Genomic DNA, 22,697 nt, shown 5'->3' on the forward strand with positions numbered 1-22,697 from the left:
ACACTTGACCATATGTCACATAGGAAAGAACGATATTAGCTCCCTCATAGGCGCTTGAAACGTTGGTCAATGTACCCACACCAAACGACTTCAGTAGTGATTGAGCACCCAATAACACGGAGCCCCATCCATGCTGTTGTGTAGCAGGCGATACGAAATAGACTGACGCGTATAGAAAGTAAAGTTCTACATAACTTGAAAGTGCAAGCCTAATTCTACGCTGAGCATTCAGCCAAGACTGATGTGATTTCTTATAAATCACATCCATTAGAAATGCGTAACCAATTTCAACTGAGCGTGAAAAGCATCGTATCAAGATTAAAAAGAGAAAGAAAAAATGTACGTTTAACTTTGTCGACGCGATGACCAGTACTAAAAATATTAATATAGATATATAGAGGTTCCATGAGTTGAACCTCTGTATAAGCTTACCTTTAACCCGTTCTCCATTTATTTTCGCATGCTCCTTAAAAAAGTGAGACAGGTAAAAATCTGGAGATACGACCATATATAAGTAGCCTTGCTGAGTGCTATTCTTTGAAATTGCCTTGCTAACTACTAGCTCATAGGCCAAAAATTTCACCACGAATGTAACGCACCAATATATAATAACGGCACATACAAATAGCCAACTGCTCATTGTGATACTACCTAACCAATCTAAAATAATACTGCCTATATCCATTTCTGAGCTCTAAGTTTACTATGCGCTATAATGTCGCGTTAAGTAGTGAGCAACACCACCAAACCTATACCACCTAAAATACAAAACCCACGATGGCATCAAAAGTGCCAAGCGTCGGGAATCACACTTAAATGCTTTGTATGTCTTATTAGATGCAGATATTCTCGAAGTGTTTTGAACCAGTTTTCTCATCTATATACATTATGACGCTATGGATTGTTTCTAGGCTATCTGAAGCACCTGACCCCAGACTTTCATTTAGATCATCGTGAAACTCAGAAGCCAAATGCAACTGATCCATTTGGTAAATTGGACTTTTAAAATGCACAAGCTGATTGCGCAATGAGAAAAGTTTTTCAACACGTTGATAGATGTCTCCTTGAGTATCGACTTCTATCTTATCTACTGCGTTCAAATAACGTACAAACTTGTCCTTGGCAGACAACTTCTTAGACAAAAAACTCTTACTTTGGGAGTGTACAGCATAGTCGTATAAAAAAGCTTCTAAGCACATTGCTGAAAAGGTAATCGACTTAATAGCCGAAATTTCTCGGTTTTCATAAAGTTTATTGGCAATTTCCCACTGCTGGCTAAGATCGCTTTCTGAGCAATATGACTGTTGTTTAAGCTCAAATTCATTAGAAAACTCGAAAAAGTCACCAAGGCTTTCCTTTGCAACTTTGTAATAAAGTTTATGAATACTTACTGTGTAATCCCTTACTTTCACCATATGCTCCAATTTATAAGCCTAACGCTTGCCATGAGGTGTGCCCCTACTGAACCAGGAAAACGCACCAAACTCCCTACCAATCCGACTTGATTGCTTTGTTATGCCTTTTTTCTGAGCTCAGCTCTTAGGATTCCTTTCAGGTTGTCATTTACTGGTTTAACCAAATCAGTCCAATTTCGAACCAACTCAAACCAAAAGTTTAATAAATCTTTAGGTTGGTTTTGTTTAGTCAGTTCTCCGTCCAATTTATTGACACTATCGGAAAGTTCTTCCGCTCGGTGAAGTGCTTTTGCGTAGTACTGCTCAATTGAAGAAAGCGCCTGAGCCAATTCCTCTTCTAGTTCTGCATCAAAATAAATTGAAAGTGTTTCAACACTCTTCTTTGTGGTGTGAATTTTGGAGAAAGACATACTAAACGCTCCAAATATTGAACGAAGACCAGAAATATATCTTTCCTTACAAAGTTGATGCTCAGGAATATCGACAAACTCCCGAACTTCCCCGATACCATCACCAAGATCCACAATTTGGGAATGTAGTGACTTTATGGCCTCAACTCTATCCTGCTCATATCTCTCGAACTTTAGATTGTGTTGATAGACTTCTTTGTCCAAATCACTTTTTGCTTGCTGCTTTTGAAGTTCAAATTCATAAGTCACTTGACTCTTCAGTTTGTCAAATTGATGATTTAATAACTTTTTTGCCAAATATGTAACTATTGCTGCACCAGAAAACGTACCAAGTAAAATTGAAGTCAAAGTATCCATAATTATCCTAAAAATCAGAGGCATAACGCCGCATTAAGGTGTGAGCGGCGCTTGGCTATACTTGAGCGAAGCGAAAGCGCCAAGCGTTGCGAATCACTCTTAAATGCTTTGTTAACTGGCTGTCACCGCCTCTTTGCACATACCGATTAGTACTGCTTTTAGTACATCAAATGGTAGTCCGCCAATTTGTGGAATAATGCTCTCTTTTGCTTTTTTCCAGATTGTTTCATTTTTTATTGCGTCTGCGAAATCATGCCCTTCCCAAGTTAAAGAAAATGGGATTACGCGAACAATACGACTTGGAGTAGATCCAGAAGATATAGTTTCGCAGCGGACTAAACCAGCTTCAAATAAGAGGTGATAATGCTCTTCAAACTCTTGGTCTGTATACCCTTCAAAAGGGGGTTTAGTGATTGGATAATCGTCTTCTTTTTCTTCGATGAACAAGACTAATCTTCGGATTAAATCCATATCTCGTTTCATAATAAATCCTCTGCATTCGAACAAGCCAGTTAACATTCTTAATAACAGGCAGTCTCGTTTTCCTGCCAACCTGAACCTCAACAAACCTTTCATAAGAAACTGAAAAATAAAACAAATACATCAATCTATGTATTCTGTCATCACATAAAAATGCGCCAGCGTGTTATCTAAGATATGATCATCACAAACCCTTGATAAACAATAACTGACTAAAACCTTTATCGACAAAGTGAGACTAAGCGCTTATCAAAACAAGCCAGCGTTGTGATATTCACTATTGTCAATTTCAACAATAAAAAAGGCAACCCTGAGGTCGCCTTCGCTTTTCTAAATCACCGCCTTCATGACGGTGGTAACAACTTTCCCGATTACCGCGAACTCGTCGAGTTTCTCCTCATTCACGATAAACGAATCATATTCTTCTTTGTTGTCTGAGATGACGTTATAGCCCTCGGCCATGATGTCGTACTTCAGGCGTTTTATGTAAACGTGCTTACCAATGCGAACAACATAGACGCCATGCTTTACTGGGTGATCGAGTTCTCGGGTATCGACTAATACTTCATCGCCGTCACTCAAAGTATCTTCCATTGAGTCACCGTGGCAAATGATGATACGAGCATCTTCTTCTGTCAGGCCGAAACGTCTTAGCCATAAGTAAGGTAGGAATTCGGTTCTGAGTTGGTATTCAGTATCGTTTTGAGAACCAAACCCACAAGAGGCATAAACGTTGTACACAGGTACAGCGCACATATCGCCTATTTTAGAAGTGGCTTTTACAGACTTAACATTCGAAATCTCTGTGACATCGTCACCGATGACGTGATGAGATTCACTTAACCAATTGTTTCTCATAGTTTTATCATTCCAACAGAAAATGGACTTAGCAATAGCCTGTCTCCACAAACTCACAACCCAGTCTCCTTAAAGAGACTAAAGCGCACATTAAAGCGTATTACCCTAGTAACGAAGTCATCGCATAACAAACTATAGCCGCAGTTTAAGATCGGTATTGTATATGACTACCTGCGATAAACTGCAAACCGCTAAGAACTATAACACGCCATTACTGTGGTGGATATGATGCTAAGCCTTTGAATATTAGACATGTGTTAGACGCTGCATTTAATTTTCAATATGTTAGCTCTCTAAGCAATATTTGAGAATTAAGCTCACAGCAATCACAGCCAGAATAAATGCCGCTAAAGTCACACTGAGCACTGTTTCGATTCGTAAAGAAACAGAAGCGAACAGAGTGGTAAACATCTTTCTAAAAATAGCCAGCCTCTGCTGGCTATTTTTTTACCCGCTATTCAGAGATTTAAGGTAACATCCCCTCACTATTTCTATCTAAGACACCCTATCAATGGCTCTCAAACCAACAATCTATAAGTTTCGTATTTCTTTAACCGATATGAATCGCGACTATTACGACTCTTTTAATCTAACGGTTGCACAACACCCTTCTGAAACAGAACAGCGCATGATGGCTCGTATCATTGCTTTCTGTATCAATGCATCTCCTGAACTTGAGTTCACTAAAGGGTTGTCTAGCATTGAAGAACCCGATTTATGGCAGAAGTCGTTAGATGACCAAATCTTAGAGTGGATTGATGTTGGTGAACCCGATCCAGAACGCGTTAAGAAAGCGACTCGCCTATCTAAGTCTGTTAGCGTGTTCAGCTTCAACACTAAATCGAATGTTTGGTGGGAACAGAACAAAGGTAAATTCGGTTATCTGAAGGCTCAGATCGTTCGTCTAGACAACGATGGTATTGAGCAGCTAGCAGCGATGACACAACGTACTATGGACCTTTCAGTAATGCTGTCGGGTAACTCTGCGTTCGTAAACAGCGACACGCAATCTGCAGAAGTAACGTGGGAAGAGCTACAGAGTAATGACTGAGACCCAAACTCAGACTGAACCTCAGCGCCAAACTAAGCTCGAAGCGTGTTTACAGCTCGCTGGTCTCGATTCAGTAAAAGCGCTGACGACTGGCTATGAAAAAGAGTTAAAGTCATTTATTGATGAAAACCATGCTCTGTTTAGACACGCTTGCGAGAACAAGCCGGACAACTCTGCACGTCAGACGTTGCTCGGCCTGTTAACCAAGGTACATATCGATGCAAGCTATCGCTTTGAAAGCAATAAAGAAGCGAATGAGGCAATGCAAAATGTATTCGATACTACAGTGGGCACTGAGCACAGCGACAAGTTTCAAAACTCTAACGCTCAGCAGTTACAGTTAATCACTCATTTGTGGTTGTTCGTTCAGGGACGACTAGGAATGGATTACAGCCTTGCTAATGATCACGCAGCAGTAGCCGCTTCGTTGCTATCTCGCGTATCAAAAAACACCGATGATGAGATTCGCGTAGAGTTCATGGCAAGTTTTTATGATGGTTTGAACCTCTATCAAGCTGAGAATAAGCCGTCCGGTTTTGTTCATTACTTTAAACGTTTGTTTAATCTTTCTTAAGCATTCCCACCAGCGACTGACTCTAGATACGCTCTATATTTTTATAGAGCGCACTTATTCTGCTTAGCCGCCAGAGATTCCCTATTACGCTCGTTCCTCACTTTAGGGAATGACGACAGCTCTTTCGAGTTAAAGCGTGACCATTTCCTAATCAACGTCATCAATCTTGCCCGTCATCCCCGAGAAGGAGGAACGACTGAGTTGGGGATCTTATACCAAGTCAGAAACTACACAGACAAACAGATTCCCTATTACACTCGTTCCTCGCTTTAGAGAATGACGACATTCGCAGTCATTACAGTTTACTTCATTGCAAGCACAAAAAAGCCCCCAAAAGATTCCGCGCTTCAGCACTGTTGTTTATCCGATTGCAATCCAAAAACCATACGTTAGAAACGAACAAAGTCTTGTTGTGATAATGATACTTCTCATAACACGACGAATTAAAGCTACGTATATGGCAAGGTTACTTTACAACTATAACTTATCAATTTATTCAAAAAGTGCATATTTTTCAGATAATTATTCTCAAATGGAAATATCAGTTATGTGACGAGCAGAAGCATTTTCTCTTGTGATGATAAGTACACTGATTTTTATAAAATGATAATAAAAAACCTGCAAATACAACTAACGTTAACTTTAAATTATCTTGTTTTATAAGCGGAGAATTAAAATGAAAATATGGTCTGTATCCTTTCTTGCAACTGCAGTAGCTGTCGCTCTAAGCAGTAATGCGATAGCTTGTACTGGGCTTATTGTTGGCAAAGAAGCGTCGAACGACGGTAGCATTATGATTGCTCGTAATGAAGATTTTAGCATTAACAACTGGAACAAATACCTAAAGTATCGACCTGCGCAAGATAACCAAGAAGGTGACTGGCAGTTAGGTAACGGGTTAATTGTTCCGATGCCAAAGCACTTCTTTGCTTACTCTGCGATACCAGACTGGGATGCGGATACCGTTAATCGCGACGGAAAATTCTATGAAGAACGTGGGATTAATGAACACAACGTTGCCATTTCAGCAACAACCAGCGCAGAAATAAACGACAAAGTCGCCAAGGTAGATCCTTTAATCGACAATGGCGTAATCGAAGCCATTATACCTACGTTAATCCTTCCTCAGGCAGAAAACGCAAAACAAGCCGTAGAGTTACTCGGTCATTACATCGAAACCTATGGTGCTGGTGAAGGAAATAGTTTGTATATTGCAGACACCAATGAGGCGTGGTTATTTGAAATTGGTTCAGGCCACCATTGGATTGCTGTAAAAGTACCAGATGACAGTTACGCCATGATTGCAAATGGCTTACGTGTACATGGTGTGAACTTGGCAAACAAAGAGGTACTGCATTCAAAAGACATATTCGAGTTTGTAGAACAAAACAAACTGCTTGATAACGCAGATGAAAAATCTTTCAATTTTGCAAAAGCATTCGGAGTTATTGGTGATGAGTATAATATCGATCGTGAATGGTTAGGCCAAAAAATACTGACACCTTCGCTGCATCAACAAAGTCGCATGACGCAATACCCTTTGTTTATGAAACCTGATACAAAAATCTCAGTTGAAAATGTGGCAGAGGTACTTAGCGCGACTTATAAAGACACGGTTTTGGAAGGAAAATCGAAACGACCAATTAGAGTTGAACGTCAACTAGAGTCGCATATTATTCAGCTTCGCCCTGAGATGCCAGAAGAGCTTCAAGGTATTATTTGGCAAAGCTTCGGCGTGTTACCAGAATCTGTTTTAGTGCCGTTATACTCAACCCTACAAGATTACCCAAAAGCGTACCAAGTAGGCGATGATAACTACAGTGATGACTCTGCTTATTGGCAGTTCCGTAGTTTAACCGCCCTCGCTTCTACAAACCCAGATAAGTATTTACCAGTACTAAAAGCAACTTGGGACAAAGAAGAAACTCAACTATACAAGCAGGTCGCACACTTAGATAAAACGTTAACAGACATGTATAAAGTAGATAAACAAGCGGCTCTGAACATGGCTGCCGACTACTCATACGGACAGCTTAAGCGTACCTTAGATATGGCAACTGAGCTTAGATACAAAATGATTACAGATTTGACTAAAAGCACAGAGAAGAAATACTCAGAGGAAGAGTTTAAGAAAATAGTAAATCTGTAGGCTTATGAAGCAACCAATAAAAACGGAGCATAATGCTCCGTTTTTTTATCTGAATAGGTTTAGTTCTAACGCAGGCCGTGTAAGAACTCATGGCGCGTTGCTGGGTTTGATCTAAAAATCCCCCCCAGAGCTGTTGTTGTTGTTTCGCTGGTTGCGTCCATTACACCACGAGATTTCACGCAGTAATGAACCGCATCCATGGTTACAGCAACATCATCCGTTTCTAGTAGCGTTTGTAATGCTACAAGGATTTGCTGCGTCATACGTTCTTGAACTTGAGGACGTTGAGCAAAGAAACGAACGATTCGGTTGATCTTCGAAAGACCAATGATCTTACCTTGCGGAATGTAAGCCACTGCGGTTTTACCATCAATGGTGACTAAGTGATGCTCACATGTGCTGGTGACGGTAATGTCTTTTACACGAACCATTTCACGAACACCCATCTTGTTTTCGATCACGGTGATTTTAGGGAAATTGGCGTAATCCAAACCAGAGAAAATCTCATCCACATACATTTTTGCAATACGTTGCGGCGTTTCTTCCAGACTGTCATCTGCAAGATCAAGTTCAAGGAGAGTTAGAATCTCACGCATATGGTGTTCGATTCGTTCCTTTTTCTCTTCTCGGCTAACCTGGTTAGGACGCATTGGTGTCTCTAATCCGCGGCTTGCTAGCGCATCTTTAACCAACTTCGCTGATTCGCTAAGACCTGACATTGAACTTCCTCTTTTAATACCCCTTCTGGATGGCAAACAAGGATACTCGGAATTTTGATTAAATACACCCATATTTTAAGGGAGGTCATTATTTACGGGGCTTAAACTATGCTAAAGTGGCTGCAATTTCGTTGGCGAACATCTGTGATTTGATAATTATGGAGCCACTATTGCCAACCACTAAATCAAAATAATAACGACCAAAGGATTTCAATTATGGGCTGTTGCGACGCTCCGGGCTTAATGCCAATTGAAGAAGCACTAGATAAGCTGCTATCACCAATCAAACCAATCCAAACGACTTTATCTCTACCTCTTGCTGAAGCATTAGGTTATGTCCTTGCTGAAGATATTCTTTCCCCTATTTTCGTACCTCCTTTTGATAACTCAGCAATGGATGGCTATGCACTGTGCTTAGCAGACCTAGAGAACGGTAAAGTACTACCATTAGCAGGCAAATCTTTTGCAGGCCAACCGTTCGAAGGTGAATGGCCAAGCAACACCTGTATTCGCATTATGACTGGCGCAAAGATCCCTGAAGGTTGTGACGCCGTAATCATGCAAGAAAATACGGCCGAAACTGAGGCTGGTATTGAGATTCAACAAGACGACATCAAGCTGAACAATAACATTCGCCCTACTGGTGATGACATCAAACAAGGTGATATCGTTCTTAGCCGCGGTGAACGTTTAACACCTCGTGACATTCCAATGATTGCTTCGCTGGGTGTGAGCCACGTGACAGTGTTACAGAAGCCTAAAGTCGCGTTCTTTTCTACCGGCGATGAGCTAAAGCCACTAGGTCAACCTCTTGAAGACGGTCAGATCTACGACAGCAACCGCTACGGCATTAAACCACTAATTGAAGCGTTTGGTTGTGAAGCTATAGACCTAGGCATCATCCCAGATTGCACTGCAACGCTTAAAGAGACGTTCGAGAAAGCACAGCAAATAGCAGACGTGGTTGTGACTTCTGGCGGCGTAAGCGTTGGCGAAGCTGATTACACGAAAGACATTCTTGAAGAACTGGGGCAAATCGGTTTTTGGAAGCTAGCTATCAAACCCGGTAAACCGTTCGCATTTGGTGAGTTGGATAACGCGTGGTTCTGCGGCCTACCGGGTAACCCAGTATCGGCGATGATGACCATGTATGTTTTGGTTCAACCTATGCTGGCTAAGCTTGCGGGTCATACCGCGTGGACAGCGCCAGAATCTATTCCTGCTATCACCAAATCTGCATTCAAAAAAGGCCCAGGCCGTACTGATTACCAACGTGGCATCTACTCGATTGAAAACGGTCAGTTTGTGGTAGAAACAACTGGTAACCAAAGCTCTGGCGCTTTCCGCTCAATGAGTTTAGCAAACTGCTTTGTGGTACTAGAGCGCGAACGCGGCCGTGTTGAAGTCGGTGAAACGGTTCAGATCCAACTGTTTAACTCGACGCTTTACTAACGAGGCTTACTGATGGAAATACTGTCTGATGCTGAAATGCTTCGCTACAACCGTCAAATCATTCTTAAGCAGTTTGATTTTGAAGGCCAAGAAGCGCTAAAGCAGAGCTCAATCTTAGTCTTAGGAGCTGGAGGTTTAGGTTGTGCCTCTGCCCAATACCTTGCGACTGCGGGTATTGGTAAGCTAACACTGGTCGATGATGATATTGTCGAGCTTTCAAACTTACAGCGACAAGTCCTTCACGCCGATGCTGATATTGGCAAGAAGAAAGTCGATTCGGCAGCTGAGTCGCTGCAGGTATTGAACCCTCATCTGACGATTGAAACCGTCGACCACAGGCTTGATGATCAAGCGCTTGCAAAGTTAATTGAAGCGCACTCTCTTGTCCTTGATGCCAGTGACAACGTGGAAACGCGTAATCAGTTGAACCGCTTATGTTACGTATCGAAAACACCATTAGTCTCTGGTGCTGCAATTCGCATGGAAGGTCAGATTAGCGTATTCACTTATCAAGACGCCGATGCGCCGTGTTATCAGTGCTTGAGTGCTCTATTCGGCAATGCGGCACTAAGCTGTGTTGAAGCGGGTGTAATGGCACCTGTTGTTGGCATGGTAGGCGCAGCTCAGGCTTTGGAAGCTATCAAGGTTATTGCTCAGTTTGGACAACCAAAGCAAGGCAAACTTTTAATTCTCGATGCCATGTCCCACAGCTGGCGTGAAATGAATTTAATGAAGATGCCTAATTGCTCGGTGTGCGGGTAGACTAAGTCATATCCCCCTCTAATCGACAACCTAAGCCTTGACTAAAAGTCAGGGCTTTTTTAGGTCTCAACATCAGCTTCTCAAATCGATTTATCAATTTGAAGTGATCTATAAAAGATTAGTTTCATTTGAATTCTCATTTTGAGAATATATTGCACATCTCGGCGATTTAGAATATAAACAATAAAAATCAACAACTTAAAAGTGGCACGTAACTTGTAAAAGTATCTAGACCTTCTATGACAAGGATGTAGATATGAGAATTACAACGTTAAGTTTGCTATTAAGTGCGCCTTTGGTCGCCAACGCAGCGCCATTCGATACCTGTCCGAGCCAGGCTTACCTATTCCAATCGACACCCGTACAAGTTTGGGGCGTGAACCTAGTGACAGGCTCAACCACCCTGTTAGAAGACGATACAGGCATGAACGCCAATATCAATGGTGTCGGTTTCGACTTTCAAGACAGATATATTTATGGCTATGACACCACCAACAAACGCTTGGTGCGCCTTGGACAGGATTTCCAAGCGGAAGTGATCAATACCAGTGGATTACCAACCGATCACACCTTTTATGTAGGTGACGTATATGATCACGTTTACTACTTATACCGCACAGGCAAAGGGCTTTTCACCGTTGACCTATCGCCGTTAGACGCCGACCCAAACGCGACTGTTACAGTTAACAAAATAGCTGGTAGCCCGGCAACCGTAAAACTGACTGATTTCGCTTTCCACCCAAGTGATGGTTCTTTATATGGTATCGATAATAACTCCGGAGGCTTATACAGCTTCGACCCTACAACTGGTGCCGAAACCTACATCGGAGACACCGGCGAGTTAGGTACGTTCGGTGCTGGCTATTTTGATGTCAACGGCTACTACTACGTATCTCGAAACCAAGACGGTAAAATTTACCGTATCAATCTGTCTCCAGACAACGCTGCCAATATCGCGGCAGGTATTGTTCCAGCCGTTGAATTTGTATCGAATGGGCCTTCTTCTAATCAAAATGATGGCGCTCGTTGTGCGAATGCGCCAGTTGTGGATGAAGATTCCAACATCGACTTTGGTGATGCGCCAGACAGCTACCTAACCCTACTTGCCAGCAATGGTCCTCGACATGAACTTGATGGTGTGACTTGGTTAGGCACTGATGCACCCGATGCCGACCTTGATGGCTACGTAACTCCACAATCGGATGAAAGTGTTGGCATTGATGACGAGTGGGCAAACGGTGGTATCGGTTTTGTTACGGCGCTTGAAGCCGGGCTTGATTCAAAAGTGGTGATTGAAGCTTCAACAACCGGTTACCTTTCGGCGTGGATAGACTGGAACCAAGATGGCAGCTTCGATGGCGCTAACGAACAAGTGTTTACAGATTACCTGTTAGATGCCGGTGAAAACGATCTGTTCCTTAATGTTGATATCAACGCACTTACCGGTACTACATGGGCTCGATTTAGATTCAGTCAACAAACCAACCTAAACTACTTTGGCGGCTCTACCTCCGGTGAGGTGGTCGATATTCAAGTTGATGTTCTTAATGATGGTGCCACAGCCCGTTACTTCCCAAGTGCTTCTGGTTACGCAACTTTGGCGTATGAAGACAACTGGCCTTATAAGGCCGACTACGACATGAACGATGCTGTTCTTATGTATCGCATTACCGAGATCCTTAAAGATGGAAAAGTCGTTAAATCAACCATCGATGGACGTCTTGCTGCAGTAGGTGCTTCGTACAGAAATGGTTTTGCGGTTCGACTTCCTAATCTAGACCCAAGCTTAGTGAGTAGCGGAAGCTCTTACATGAAGCACAATGGTGTGTTCACTGATTTAGACTTGGAGCAAGGACGTAGCGAGGCAATCTTTGTTATTGCTAACGACCTTACAGAGAAAATCAGTACTAGTTGTACCTTCTACCGCACCATCAGCTCTTGTAAAGAAGATGAGCAATTCGCTTTCCAAATCGGGATTACTTTAGCTGGCGATGGAGTGAGTACTGGCAGTTGGACTGACATGCCTTACGACCCATTTATTTTCGCGACGCCTGGGTATTATCATGGTGAAAACCTACCTCTACATCCAGGGCGCAGCTGGGAGGTGCACTTGCCAGACCAAGATCCAACCGAGGCGTTTGATACCGCTAATCTCTTTGAAGCAGGACTAGGCGTTGATGACAGCAATCCATCAACAGGCAAATATTTCAAAACTGCAGACAACCATCCGTGGGCACTGCTGATTACTTCAGACACGGAATGGCAATGGCCACTGGAATATGTAGATATCGTCACCGCCTATCCAAACTTTGCGAACTTTGCTGAATCCGGCGGTACTCAATCCACCGATTGGTTCCAAACACCTGCCGCTGACCAATGTTACTTGCCTTAGGAGAATGATTATGAATATGCAAATTAAACAGACAGTAACAAACGGTCGCCGGAACTTTAACAATGCTATCTTATCTAGTCTGTCGAATGCTGCACTTAAGAAAAATACGGCTCAGTCGCAGTCAATACGTATTCCATTACTAATTGCATCACTGGCGTTGGTAGGGTGTGGTGGCGGAGGCGACGATGGAGGGGCATCAACTCCTAACCCATCGCCTTCAACACCAGCGGTGACAGTACCAGTGACATCAACACCAGTGACGTCAACACCAGTGACGTCAACGCCAGCGACGTCAACACCAGTGGCGTCAACGCCAGCGACGTCAACACCAGTGGCGTCAGCGCCAGTTACATCACCATCAGTGGTCTCATCACCAGTCACCGTCGCTATAAATCCGGCACCGACACCAGTTAATGCGGTTATCTCCAACGGCCCGCAAGCGTACAAAATGGATGAGCTCGTAATACCTGATGGTTTCGATTATAACTCTGTAGATCAATTCGACCTCAATATTGATATCAGCCACATCTCAACCGATCGTTCGTTCGTATCCGTATATAGTCGATTTACCACAAGGACAGACTCAACTTACAAGCCTGATTATTCAAGTAAGGTCATTGGAGGCCCTTTAGACAACGGTACATTTACATCCAACTTTTCGGCGCCGCTAAGCGAAGATATTCTGTTGATTGAGATCTGGTTTTATGATGGTCAAGCGCCGCTGCAACAAGTCGTTGCAAGTAACGGATCACAAATCACTTGGTAAACGTAAAGGAATGAAAAGTGCTGAGTTCACTTAGACAATGGCTAAATTCAGTTGGAGTTAGGCAGCAGTCTCGAAGTTGAAAGTTGAAAGTCGAATAACAATGCATAAAGGTGAGCAATGAGGCTCACCTTTTTATTTGGGCGCAATTTCAATTTTCAGTACTGGTTATGTTCACTTTATCGAAAGCCTGTCTTATCTTTTAAAGATGACTTTCAAAGGCTTACTTTATGAAACAGTTGAAAATAGGATTCGTTATATTATCGATTGGTATTGGGCTACTTTTATTTCTCACCTATTTCCCGATGACATCTTCTACCGGAGAACGCATTGAAGCCAGAGTCATCTCCAATACGCTCACTCAATCCCTTGACGGACATAGACGCTACCTCACGGTTGAAACTCAAGACAACGAAATATTTCGCGTTTCCATTCCACCAACAACAGACTGCCCTATTGATTCTATTGTTGTGCTTGATACATTAAACAATCAAATAACCGGACAAAGCAGCTATCAGTTCATCCACTGCCGGGCTGCGCCTTAGTCGCCGATATAACAACAAGAATGGATATAAGAAGAATGAATCAGCCACTCATTTCACCAGAACAACTTCAACAACGTTTGCTAGAAGAAGACAACATTGTAATCCTCGACGCCAGTATCGAATTTCAGATCCCAAGTGAGTCAGAAAAGATCAAAGGACAAATGATACCTAGTGCGATTCGTTTCGATTACGACAAAGACTTTTGTAACAAGCACACTCTGCTCCCTCACATGTTCCCGACCGAAAAACACTTCAATACACGCGCACAAGAAATTGGTATCAATCAAGACAGTACGATAGTGGTTTACGATAACTCAGGAACTTTTGCCTCGCCTCGCGCATGGTGGATGTTTATGGCAATGGGACATAACAACGTATACATCTTAGATGGCGGTTTACCTGCTTGGATAAAAGCCGGTTACGCGACAGAGACTGACTATCGCACCGAAGTCAAAGCGGGCAATTTTGAAGGCCAAATTCAAGACAACCACTTTGTAAATACTCAGCAAATCCAAAACTACTCCGATGACAAAAGTGCAAACATTCTGGATGCACGTTCTCAAGCTCGCTTCGATTCAGAAGTTCCAGAACCACGTGAAGGCTTACGTAGTGGCCACATCCCAAACTCAGTTTGCTTACCGTTCGCACAAGTCTTAAATGCAGGTAAATTGAAACCTCAAGAAGAGTTAGTTGACATTTTCTCGACTCTAAACTTAACCCCCTCTCAACCTATGTTCTTTAGCTGTGGCTCTGGTGTGACGGCTTGCATCATTTTATTAGCCGCTAAACTGGCTGGTTATTCAAGTGATATGGGCGTTTACGATGGCTCATGGACTGAATGGGGCGCAAATGAAAAACTACCTATTGCCGTAACTAAAAAGTAATTCAGCTTCGCTTAATGATACTGTTAGAATATACTGCGCATGCATACGGAGCTTACTAAAGGTTATGGCTGAAGCCCATGACACTTAAGCATCTTATTGCTCAATCAGCTAGGCACTTATTAACTCAAGCGTTTAACACGGTTGTAACTTGAAGACGTAGTCACTTGAAGACACCTAGGTAGTGACAGAGTTAACACTACCTATGTGTAGAGCCATCCGGTTTCTAACAAAAACTGTGATTAATCATGAGTTAATTGTCAGCACGTTTATGAGTGTTAATATTTCATTCAAGAATCTCTGTTCGTAGCCGTTACACTATTTAATCATTGATATATTCATCTCTGATGTTTTATGCCTCGTTGTATTAATCACACTGGCGATATAAACGTTGTCACTTGCAGTCTGTTAAAAGTAGTCACCAACAAAAGGCATCTCATGGCTCTATTTAAGAAAAATATCTGGTCGCTGTACGCTCTGATCGTGCTGCTTACCCTGATACTTTTCAGCGCCTTTGGCATAACCAAGTGGCAATCAAACAGAGATGACTTTACTAAGCAACAGCATATCCAAGTTGAGATCTTCTCTAGCTCAGTAAACTCTCTATTAACTAGCCAAGAAGCACTGCTTGAAGTGGTTGGGCATCAACTTGCTCAGCAGTCCGACTTTACCCGCACGGCTTCGATTCAAATTCGACCAATATTAGATAAACTGCTTGATACTCATCCTGCAATAGCCGCTTTCGGGTTACTAAATCCTCAAGGGGATTACCTATCAATCAGCTCAAACCTACAACTGTCTGATCAATTGAATTTACTGGATCTCCCGTACACCAGAGACTCATTTCTAGAGGCTATATCGAGTAATAAAATGGTTTTAGGGCGCACCTATTTCCATGATTCTCTTAACAGCCTCGTGATCCCATTAAGAAAATCCATTTCTCTCGATGGCAAGAACGTTGATGCAGTCATGACCGCAGGTTTACGCTTAGACAGCACAATATTGTTTGAAAACAATGCGCACGCAGGCAATTACAACACGTTAACTCTACTTAGAACCGACAACTATCGTCAGTTTTTTTCTAGCGATATCGAGTCGCTAGACGCTTATTTAAAACCAGTTGATAACGATCTAATGGATCGCATTACCAAAAGCTTTTCTGAGCAAGTGACTGTCAGCGTCAAAGAAGCGAAAACAGGAAAATACACATATTCTTTCTGTATCGATGATAGCGCTTTCCCATCGCTCGTTAGCGCTAAATACATTCCAGACTACAAGCTTTGGGTTGTCGGCCGTACAGACCTAGAACACGTTGATGGTATATTCGCAAAAGAGTTCGGTACTCTTTTCTTTGTTTTTGTTGTTCTTCAGTTTGGTTTCTATTTTTTAGTAAAATCGATTGCGAAGAACGAGCAACGAACTCGCAGCCAATTGATTTACCAAGCCAATCACGATCCATTAACCTCTCTCCCCAACCGCTCCTATATGCGTAAAAACATTGGCAAGTGGATTGAAGATGAGTCAGAGCCATTCTCACTGCTGTTTATCGACATCGATAACTTCAAATGTGTTAATGATACCCATGGACATGACTTCGGAGACAAGGTGCTCAAACAAATTGCATTACGTTTGATGCGGTTTCGCTCCAGAGTCAGCCTATTGGTACGAGAATCCAGTGATGAGTTCTTGTTTTTAACAACGCTGAATAGTGAATCTGAAATTAAGCGACTATCAGAACGAATTATTGAAGTACTTTCTCAACCTTATGAAGTTGAAAGCGCTCAATTTTTGTTGAGTTGCAGTGTAGGTATTGCCCGCTTCCCAGACCACGGAAGAGATTTAGATAGCCTGTTACGCTCTGCCGATATTTCGATGTACAAAGCGAAACAGCAGCAAAACTCATACAGTATTTTTACGACTGAGATGCAAGACGCCCACCTCTACAAAATGAGAGTAGAACAAAGGCTTCGTATCGCTATCGATAAACAAGCTTTATTTATGGTTTTTCAACCATTGGTTCGTGCCGATGAAAGTACTCACGGTGTAGAAGCGCTTGTGCGTTGGGTAGATGATGAACTGGGTTTTGTCCCGCCAGACGTATTTATTCCTATTGCTGAAAGCACAGGTTTAATGCAAAAACTCGGCACCTTTATTATTGAATCCAGCGTTATGCAGATCGCTCATTTACACCGAACGATAGAACAAAAGATCGGTCTTTCGATCAATATATCCGTACGTCAGTTTTCACATAAGTCGTTCTCAGAACACCTATTCGCTACGCTTGAGAAATATCAGTTCTCACCAAACTGTTTAACGCTCGAGATTACTGAAAGCTTGTTCATTGAAGATGTGGCTATAGTGAAACCACTGTTTGAAGCCCTCAAAGAAAACGATATTAAGATCTCTCTAGATGACTTCGGTACGGGCTACTCGTCATTGAGCATGTTAAAAGCACTCCCTATCGACGAACTTAAGATTGATAAGAGTTTCATTGAAAACATAGCAGTCGATCAACAGTCACTAACAATGGTCCAGAACATCATCGCTATCGGTAAAAACTTCGGTATGGTGGTGTTGGCAGAAGGCGTAGAATCAAACGAACACTTCGCGATTCTAAAAGCATGTGGATGTGACTTAATGCAAGGTTACTACTTCTCTCGTCCTATTCCTTATGGTGAACTGTGCACGTACCTCTCTTCAATCCCTAAAATCACGAGTAAAGAGTCAGAACCTATTCTTTAGCGAGAGCAAAAGGGAGCCAAAACGGGCTCCCCTGGTTTATATTTTGCTAATCATCTAACTCAGCATGTTTCAACTGCTCATCCAAGTTAAGTACCGTCAAAGCATTACTTACGCTGGTTGCAATCACGTCTACTACGCCGGTTCTTAATGCACCTAACAGAGCTAATGGCTTACTGTTCTCGGCAGCAATGGCGATTACTTCAGCGATAGGACGGAACTCTTCCAAACCTAAGCCGATGACTCGGTCACTCATTACTGTGTTTGCCGCTTTACCATGCACGTCGAAAAAGTCATAACCCGCAAAGTCACCCACCACGCCTTGTAGTAAACGAGATTGAACGACCTCTCCCGCCGTAAACCAACCTAGGTCGACCATATAGCTGTTTTCACTCATGTCACCAATACCCACTAATGCAACATCTGCCTTACGAGCTAGATCGAGTGTTTGCTTAACAGTACTGTTTTCCATGAACGCGGATTTTTGTGCTTTGTTCTCTGCATAAGCAGGCGCATACAAGGTTTCAGAAGATCCACCGTATTTCTTGGCGAGTTGTCTACATATATGGTCGGCATTAAACATACCGCCTCTTGGGTGAATGCCGCCGATACCACATACGAATTTACAGTCACGTGGGGTAATTACGCCAGTATGGTGAGCAACCGACGATACGTTTCGACCTTGGCCAACCGTGACTACCATGCCGTTTTTTAGGGTGCTCGTTAAGTAGTTCGACACCAAGCCCGCAACCTGTAACCGCTGCTTCTCTTCATTCGGTTGGTCTAATGCAACCAGTGCACGCTTAACACCAAATCGTTCGATCAAACGTTGTTCGATCTTCGCGCTGAATACTGGGTGGTATTTCACGGTGATCTCGACAATCCCTTCATCGCGGGCTTGCTTGAGCATTCGACCAACCTTTGCACGAGAGATAGAGAACTTTTTAGAGATCTCTTCCTGGGTGGCACCATCTTGATAGTAAGCAACGGCTACTTCAGTGAGGAGATCAGTGTTTTCTTCGGAAACATCTTGGATATTCTTACTCATATACCACTCAACCAATATTTAACAATTATTTTACCTGCTGTACTTCCTAATATAGGAGAGCTCAGTAAGTGATGCACAAGCTTACACCCTGAACATATGTAACAACAAGGAACATTTGCTCAGCATCATAACCATAGTTTCGTTGTTGATTAAATCACCTCACTTTGTCTGTTAAACGTTTGCTTGCATACCCCATGATTACTGGAGCGAAATATATTTGACTGAAGTCACCATACGGTACTATTTACCGTTGACTTTGGGGCTAGATCGGATAAATATGGCTACATCATTTACTCATCGAGCGATCAAATGTTCTGTGCAAATGTTCGTTCGGAGAAAAATTTAAATTAATGTAAGTTTGACTCACTGGTACAACCATGAGGAACTTCATTAGTTCGCTTGCAAATGCCCACACCTCTCCCATTAAAGGGGTGTTCTGCGATACATAGGATGATCAAAATGAGCAATAAATTAGAGCAACTTCGTAAACTAACAACTGTTGTAGCTGACACTGGCGATATCGAAGCTATCAGCAAGTACACTCCTGAAGATGCAACAACTAACCCATCTCTAATTCTTAAAGCCGCTCAAATTGCTGAGTACGCACCTCTAATCGATGCTTCTATCGAATACGCTAAAGCGCAAAGTGGCGACAAAGCACAACAAGTTCAAGACACTTGTGACATGCTTAACGTGAACATCGGTAAAGAAATCCTTAACGTTGTACCTGGCCGCATCTCTACTGAAGTAGATGCTCGTCTTTCTTACGACATGGAAGGCAGCGTTGCTAAAGCTCGTCAACTTATCAAAATGTACAACGACGCTGGCATCACTAACGACCGCATCCTTATCAAACTGGCTTCTACTTGGGAAGGCATCCGTGCTGCTGAAATCCTAGAGAAAGAAGGCATCAACTGTAACCTAACGCTTCTATTCTCTTTCGCTCAAGCTCGTGCTTGTGCTGAAGCTGGCGTATTCCTAATCTCTCCTTTCGTTGGTCGCATCATGGACTGGTACAAAGCGAAAGAAGGTCGCGATTTCGAAGCTTCAGAAGATCCAGGCGTAATCTCTGTTTCAGACATCTACAACTACTACAAAGAGCACGGCTACAAGACTGTTGTTATGGGCGCAAGCTTCCGTAACATCGGCGAGATCCTTGAACTTGCTGGTTGTGACCGTCTAACTATCGCTCCTCAACTTCTAGCTGACCTAGAAGCAGCTGAAGGCGAAGTAGTAGAGAAGCTAATTGACTCTAACGGTACTAAAGAGCGTCCTGCTGCAATGACTCACGCTGAGTTCCTATGGGATCACAACCAAGACCCAATGGCTGTAGAGAAGCTAGCTGAAGGCATCCGCAACTTCGCAGTTGACCAAGGCAAACTAGAAGACATGATCGCAGCTAAGCTGTAATCACTACTTAATAAATAAGAGGAACGAATTTCGTTCCTCTTTTACATCTGTCCACGAATTATTAATTTCGAATCAATTTTGGAAGCAATTATGAACCGCAAACATCTAGCTAACGCTATTCGTGCTCTAAGCATGGACGGCGTACAACAAGCAAACTCTGGTCACCCTGGCGCACCTATGGGTATGGCTGACATCGCTGAAGTACTTTGGCGCTCTCACCTAAACCACAACCCGTCAAACCCAGAATGGGCTGACCGCGACCGTTTTATCCTGTCTAACGGCCACGGCTCAATGCTGATCTACTCTCTGCTTCACCTAGCAGGTTACGAGCTTTCAATTGAAGATCTTAAGAACTTCCGTCAACTGCACTCTAAGACTCCAGGTCACCCAGAGTACGGCTACGCACCAGGTATCGAGACGACTACAGGTCCTCTAGGTCAAGGCATCACCAACGCTGTTGGTATGGCGATGGCTGAGAAAGCACTTGCGGCACAGTTCAACAAAGAAGGCCACGACATCGTAGACCACTACACTTATGCATTCATGGGTGATGGCTGTCTGATGGAAGGTATCTCTCACGAAGCATGTTCTCTAGCGGGTACGCTAGGTCTTGGTAAGCTGGTTGCTTTCTGGGATGACAACGGCATCTCTATCGATGGCGAAGTTGAAGGTTGGTTCTCTGACGATACACCTAAGCGTTTTGAAGCATACGGCTGGCACGTAATCCCAGCAGTTGATGGTCACGATGCTGACGCTATCAACGCGGCTATCGAAGCGGCTAAAGCGGATCCTCGTCCGACTCTAATTTGTACTAAAACAGTAATCGGCTTTGGTTCTCCAAACAAAGCAGGCACGCACGACTGTCACGGTGCACCATTAGGCGCTGACGAAATCGCAGCAACTCGTAAACAACTAGGTTGGGAGCACGGTCCTTTTGAAATTCCGTCGGAAGTTTACTCAGAGTGGGATGCGAAAGAAGCAGGCGCAGCTAAGGAAGCAGCGTGGAACGAGAAACTTGCAGCTTATGAAGCAGCATACCCTGAGCTGGCAGCTGAATTCAAACGCCGCGTAAACGGTGATCTTCCTGCTGAATGGGAAGAGAAAGCATCGGCAATCATCGCTGATCTTCAAGCTAACCCAGCAAACATCGCATCACGTAAAGCATCTCAAAATGCTCTAGAAGCGTTCGGTGCTATGCTACCTGAATTCATGGGCGGCTCTGCTGACCTTGCGCCTTCTAACCTGACTATGTGGTCTGGTTCTAAGTCTCTTGAAGCAAATGACTTCTCTGGTAACTACATCCACTACGGTGTACGTGAATTCGGTATGACGGCTATCATGAACGGTATCGCTCTGCACGGTGGTTTCGTACCATACGGCGCAACGTTCCTAATGTTCATGGAATACGCGCGTAACGCTATGCGTATGGCTGCTCTGATGAAAACTCAGAACATCCAAGTTTACACGCACGATTCGATCGGCCTAGGCGAAGATGGTCCAACTCACCAACCAGTTGAGCAGATCGCGTCTCTACGTCTAACTCCAAACATGAGCACATGGCGCCCATGTGACCAAGTTGAGTCTGCTGTTGCTTGGAAACTGGCAATCGAACGCAAAGATGGCCCTTCTGCACTAATCTTCTCTCGTCAAAACCTTGCACAACAAGATCGTGACGCTGAGCAAGTAGCAAACATCGCTAAGGGTGGTTACATCCTGAAAGATTGCGCTGGCAAGCCAGAGCTAATCATCATTGCAACGGGCTCTGAAGTTGAGCTAGCGGTTAGCGCTGCTGCTGAACTAACAGCTGAAGGTAAAGCGGTACGCGTAGTATCTATGCCTGCAACTGATGCATTCGACAAGCAAGACGCTGAATACCGTGAGTCTGTACTTCCGTCAGACGTTACGGCACGTATCGCTGTAGAAGCTGGCATCGCTGACTTCTGGTACAAGTACGTTGGTTTCGGTGGCAAGATCATCGGTATGACAACGTTCGGCGAATCTGCACCAGCAGGCGAGCTATTCAAGATGTTCGGTTTCACTACTGAAAACGTAGTAAACACAGCGAAAGAGATTCTTGCTTAGTCTTGATTAAATTGCCTCGCCCTTAATTGGGTTGATGCATTATTAGTTCTACAATACCAAACGTATAAAGTGAAACTAAAAGGCCTGACTTCGATAGTCAGGCCTTGATTACCGCTTAACAGAAATATCCAACGTTACAGGATCATTTCACATAGTGGCTTTTTGTTTACCAGAACCTTAATTCTCTACTTATCGCTCCATACTGCCATTTCATTACCACTTGGCTCTCTAAAATGGAAGCGTCGCCCGCCGGGAAAGCTGAATATCTCACGGTTTATCTCGCCACTAGCATCAGTCACATCACGCTTGGTTTGCTCAAGATCTTCGCTATAAAAAACCATCAACGCCGCACCACCTTCAGCATTGGACGATAGATCCGCTAAATAAAACCCACCCATTAAGCCTTTACCTTCAAAAGCAGAATACTCAGGGCCGTAGTCTTCAAAGACCCAACCAAACACTTGGCTGAAAAATGCCTTCGTAGCGGCGATGTCTCGCGCAGCAAATTCAATGTAGTTAATAGAGCCGTGTTCCATAGCTGATTCCTTCTGCTTTATGCCTTTTTCCTAATGATAATATCTTACGCCCTAATTAGAATAGCTAGCACGCT

Annotated in this window: 19 protein-coding genes; 12 read left to right on the plus strand and 7 right to left on the minus strand. The window is 43.3% G+C overall.

The window, feature by feature from the left end; all coding sequences use genetic code 11:
• Positions 1 to 833: 833 nt before the first annotated feature.
• The 4 genes from ACED25_RS11285 to ACED25_RS11300 all read right to left on the minus strand — a co-directional run bounded on the left by ACED25_RS11285 (position 834) and on the right by ACED25_RS11300 (position 3,520).
• A complete protein-coding gene (locus tag ACED25_RS11285; protein WP_371695281.1) occupies positions 834 to 1,415 on the minus strand; it encodes a hypothetical protein in 582 nt (193 codons plus the stop codon).
• A gap of 98 nt (positions 1,416 to 1,513) precedes the next feature.
• Positions 1,514 to 2,182: a hypothetical protein gene (locus ACED25_RS11290; RefSeq protein WP_371695282.1), complete on the minus strand. Its 669-nt coding sequence runs from the start codon at positions 2,180 to 2,182 to the stop codon at positions 1,514 to 1,516.
• A gap of 111 nt (positions 2,183 to 2,293) precedes the next feature.
• Complete coding sequence (locus ACED25_RS11295) at positions 2,294 to 2,665, minus strand: DUF2513 domain-containing protein (protein WP_371695283.1); 372 nt, start codon at positions 2,663 to 2,665, stop codon at positions 2,294 to 2,296.
• A 327-nt stretch (positions 2,666 to 2,992) separates the two neighbouring features.
• Positions 2,993 to 3,520: a helix-turn-helix transcriptional regulator gene (locus tag ACED25_RS11300; RefSeq protein ID WP_371695284.1), complete on the minus strand. Its 528-nt coding sequence runs from the start codon at positions 3,518 to 3,520 to the stop codon at positions 2,993 to 2,995.
• Between the two features lie 511 nt (positions 3,521 to 4,031).
• On the opposite strand from ACED25_RS11300, the gene ACED25_RS11305 reads away from it, so the two are divergent.
• From ACED25_RS11305 to ACED25_RS11315, 3 genes are all read left to right on the plus strand, one after another.
• Positions 4,032 to 4,571, plus strand: a complete 540-nt coding sequence (locus ACED25_RS11305; protein WP_004731545.1) for a YaeQ family protein — start codon at positions 4,032 to 4,034, stop codon at positions 4,569 to 4,571.
• Entirely contained in the window at positions 4,564 to 5,145 is a 582-nt protein-coding gene (locus tag ACED25_RS11310; protein WP_371695285.1) for a hypothetical protein, read from the plus strand. Before ACED25_RS11305 ends, ACED25_RS11310 begins: the two co-directional genes overlap by 8 nt.
• Before the next feature lie 676 nt (positions 5,146 to 5,821).
• Positions 5,822 to 7,294 carry a C69 family dipeptidase gene (locus ACED25_RS11315; RefSeq protein WP_029223053.1) on the plus strand — a complete coding sequence of 491 codons (1,473 nt, stop codon included), beginning with the start codon at positions 5,822 to 5,824 and terminating at the stop codon, positions 7,292 to 7,294.
• A gap of 65 nt (positions 7,295 to 7,359) precedes the next feature.
• Here ACED25_RS11315 and folE read toward each other — a convergent pair whose 3' ends face one another.
• A complete protein-coding gene (gene folE / locus ACED25_RS11320) occupies positions 7,360 to 8,013 on the minus strand; it encodes a GTP cyclohydrolase I FolE (RefSeq protein ID WP_004731548.1) in 654 nt (217 codons plus the stop codon).
• A 216-nt stretch (positions 8,014 to 8,229) separates the two neighbouring features.
• On the opposite strand from folE, the gene moeA reads away from it, so the two are divergent.
• The 7 genes from moeA (at position 8,230) to ACED25_RS11355 (ending at position 17,550) form a co-directional block, all read left to right on the plus strand.
• Entirely contained in the window at positions 8,230 to 9,465 is a 1,236-nt protein-coding gene (gene moeA, locus ACED25_RS11325; protein WP_371695286.1) for a molybdopterin molybdotransferase MoeA, read from the plus strand.
• A gap of 12 nt (positions 9,466 to 9,477) precedes the next feature.
• Positions 9,478 to 10,227 (plus strand): molybdopterin-synthase adenylyltransferase MoeB, encoded by a 750-nt coding sequence (gene moeB / locus ACED25_RS11330; protein WP_371695287.1) that lies wholly within the window; start codon positions 9,478 to 9,480, stop codon positions 10,225 to 10,227.
• Positions 10,228 to 10,483: 256 nt separating this feature from the next.
• Positions 10,484 to 12,619 (plus strand): LruC domain-containing protein, encoded by a 2,136-nt coding sequence (locus tag ACED25_RS11335; RefSeq protein WP_371695288.1) that lies wholly within the window; start codon positions 10,484 to 10,486, stop codon positions 12,617 to 12,619.
• Positions 12,620 to 12,629: 10 nt separating this feature from the next.
• The gene (locus ACED25_RS11340; RefSeq protein WP_371695289.1) at positions 12,630 to 13,385 is read left to right on the plus strand and encodes a hypothetical protein; all 756 of its coding nucleotides are present in this window, start codon (positions 12,630 to 12,632) and stop codon (positions 13,383 to 13,385) included.
• 227 nt (positions 13,386 to 13,612) lie between these two features.
• The gene (locus tag ACED25_RS11345; protein WP_083784002.1) at positions 13,613 to 13,927 is read left to right on the plus strand and encodes a hypothetical protein; all 315 of its coding nucleotides are present in this window, start codon (positions 13,613 to 13,615) and stop codon (positions 13,925 to 13,927) included.
• Positions 13,928 to 13,962: 35 nt separating this feature from the next.
• Positions 13,963 to 14,811, plus strand: a complete 849-nt coding sequence (locus ACED25_RS11350; RefSeq protein WP_371695290.1) for a sulfurtransferase — start codon at positions 13,963 to 13,965, stop codon at positions 14,809 to 14,811.
• Between the two features lie 435 nt (positions 14,812 to 15,246).
• Entirely contained in the window at positions 15,247 to 17,550 is a 2,304-nt protein-coding gene (locus ACED25_RS11355; RefSeq protein WP_371695291.1) for a putative bifunctional diguanylate cyclase/phosphodiesterase, read from the plus strand.
• Between the two features lie 46 nt (positions 17,551 to 17,596).
• Here the strand turns inward: ACED25_RS11355 and ACED25_RS11360 are convergent, their stop codons facing one another.
• Positions 17,597 to 18,595, minus strand: coding sequence for a sugar-binding transcriptional regulator (locus ACED25_RS11360; RefSeq protein WP_371695292.1), 999 nt, complete (start codon positions 18,593 to 18,595; stop codon positions 17,597 to 17,599).
• Positions 18,596 to 19,054: 459 nt separating this feature from the next.
• Between ACED25_RS11360 and tal the strand changes: the two genes are divergently transcribed.
• The gene (gene tal / locus ACED25_RS11365; RefSeq protein WP_029223051.1) at positions 19,055 to 20,005 is read left to right on the plus strand and encodes a transaldolase; all 951 of its coding nucleotides are present in this window, start codon (positions 19,055 to 19,057) and stop codon (positions 20,003 to 20,005) included.
• Positions 20,006 to 20,095: 90 nt separating this feature from the next.
• A complete protein-coding gene (gene tkt, locus ACED25_RS11370; protein ID WP_004731573.1) occupies positions 20,096 to 22,087 on the plus strand; it encodes a transketolase in 1,992 nt (663 codons plus the stop codon).
• A gap of 185 nt (positions 22,088 to 22,272) precedes the next feature.
• On the opposite strand, the gene ACED25_RS11375 is transcribed toward tkt, so the two are convergent.
• A complete protein-coding gene (locus ACED25_RS11375) occupies positions 22,273 to 22,623 on the minus strand; it encodes a VOC family protein (protein ID WP_371695293.1) in 351 nt (116 codons plus the stop codon).
• Positions 22,624 to 22,697 lie beyond the last annotated feature (74 nt).

Origin of the sequence: Vibrio sp. 1F263 (genome assembly GCF_041439035.1) — a bacterium.
Taxonomy (GTDB): domain Bacteria; phylum Pseudomonadota; class Gammaproteobacteria; order Enterobacterales; family Vibrionaceae; genus Vibrio; species Vibrio tasmaniensis_A.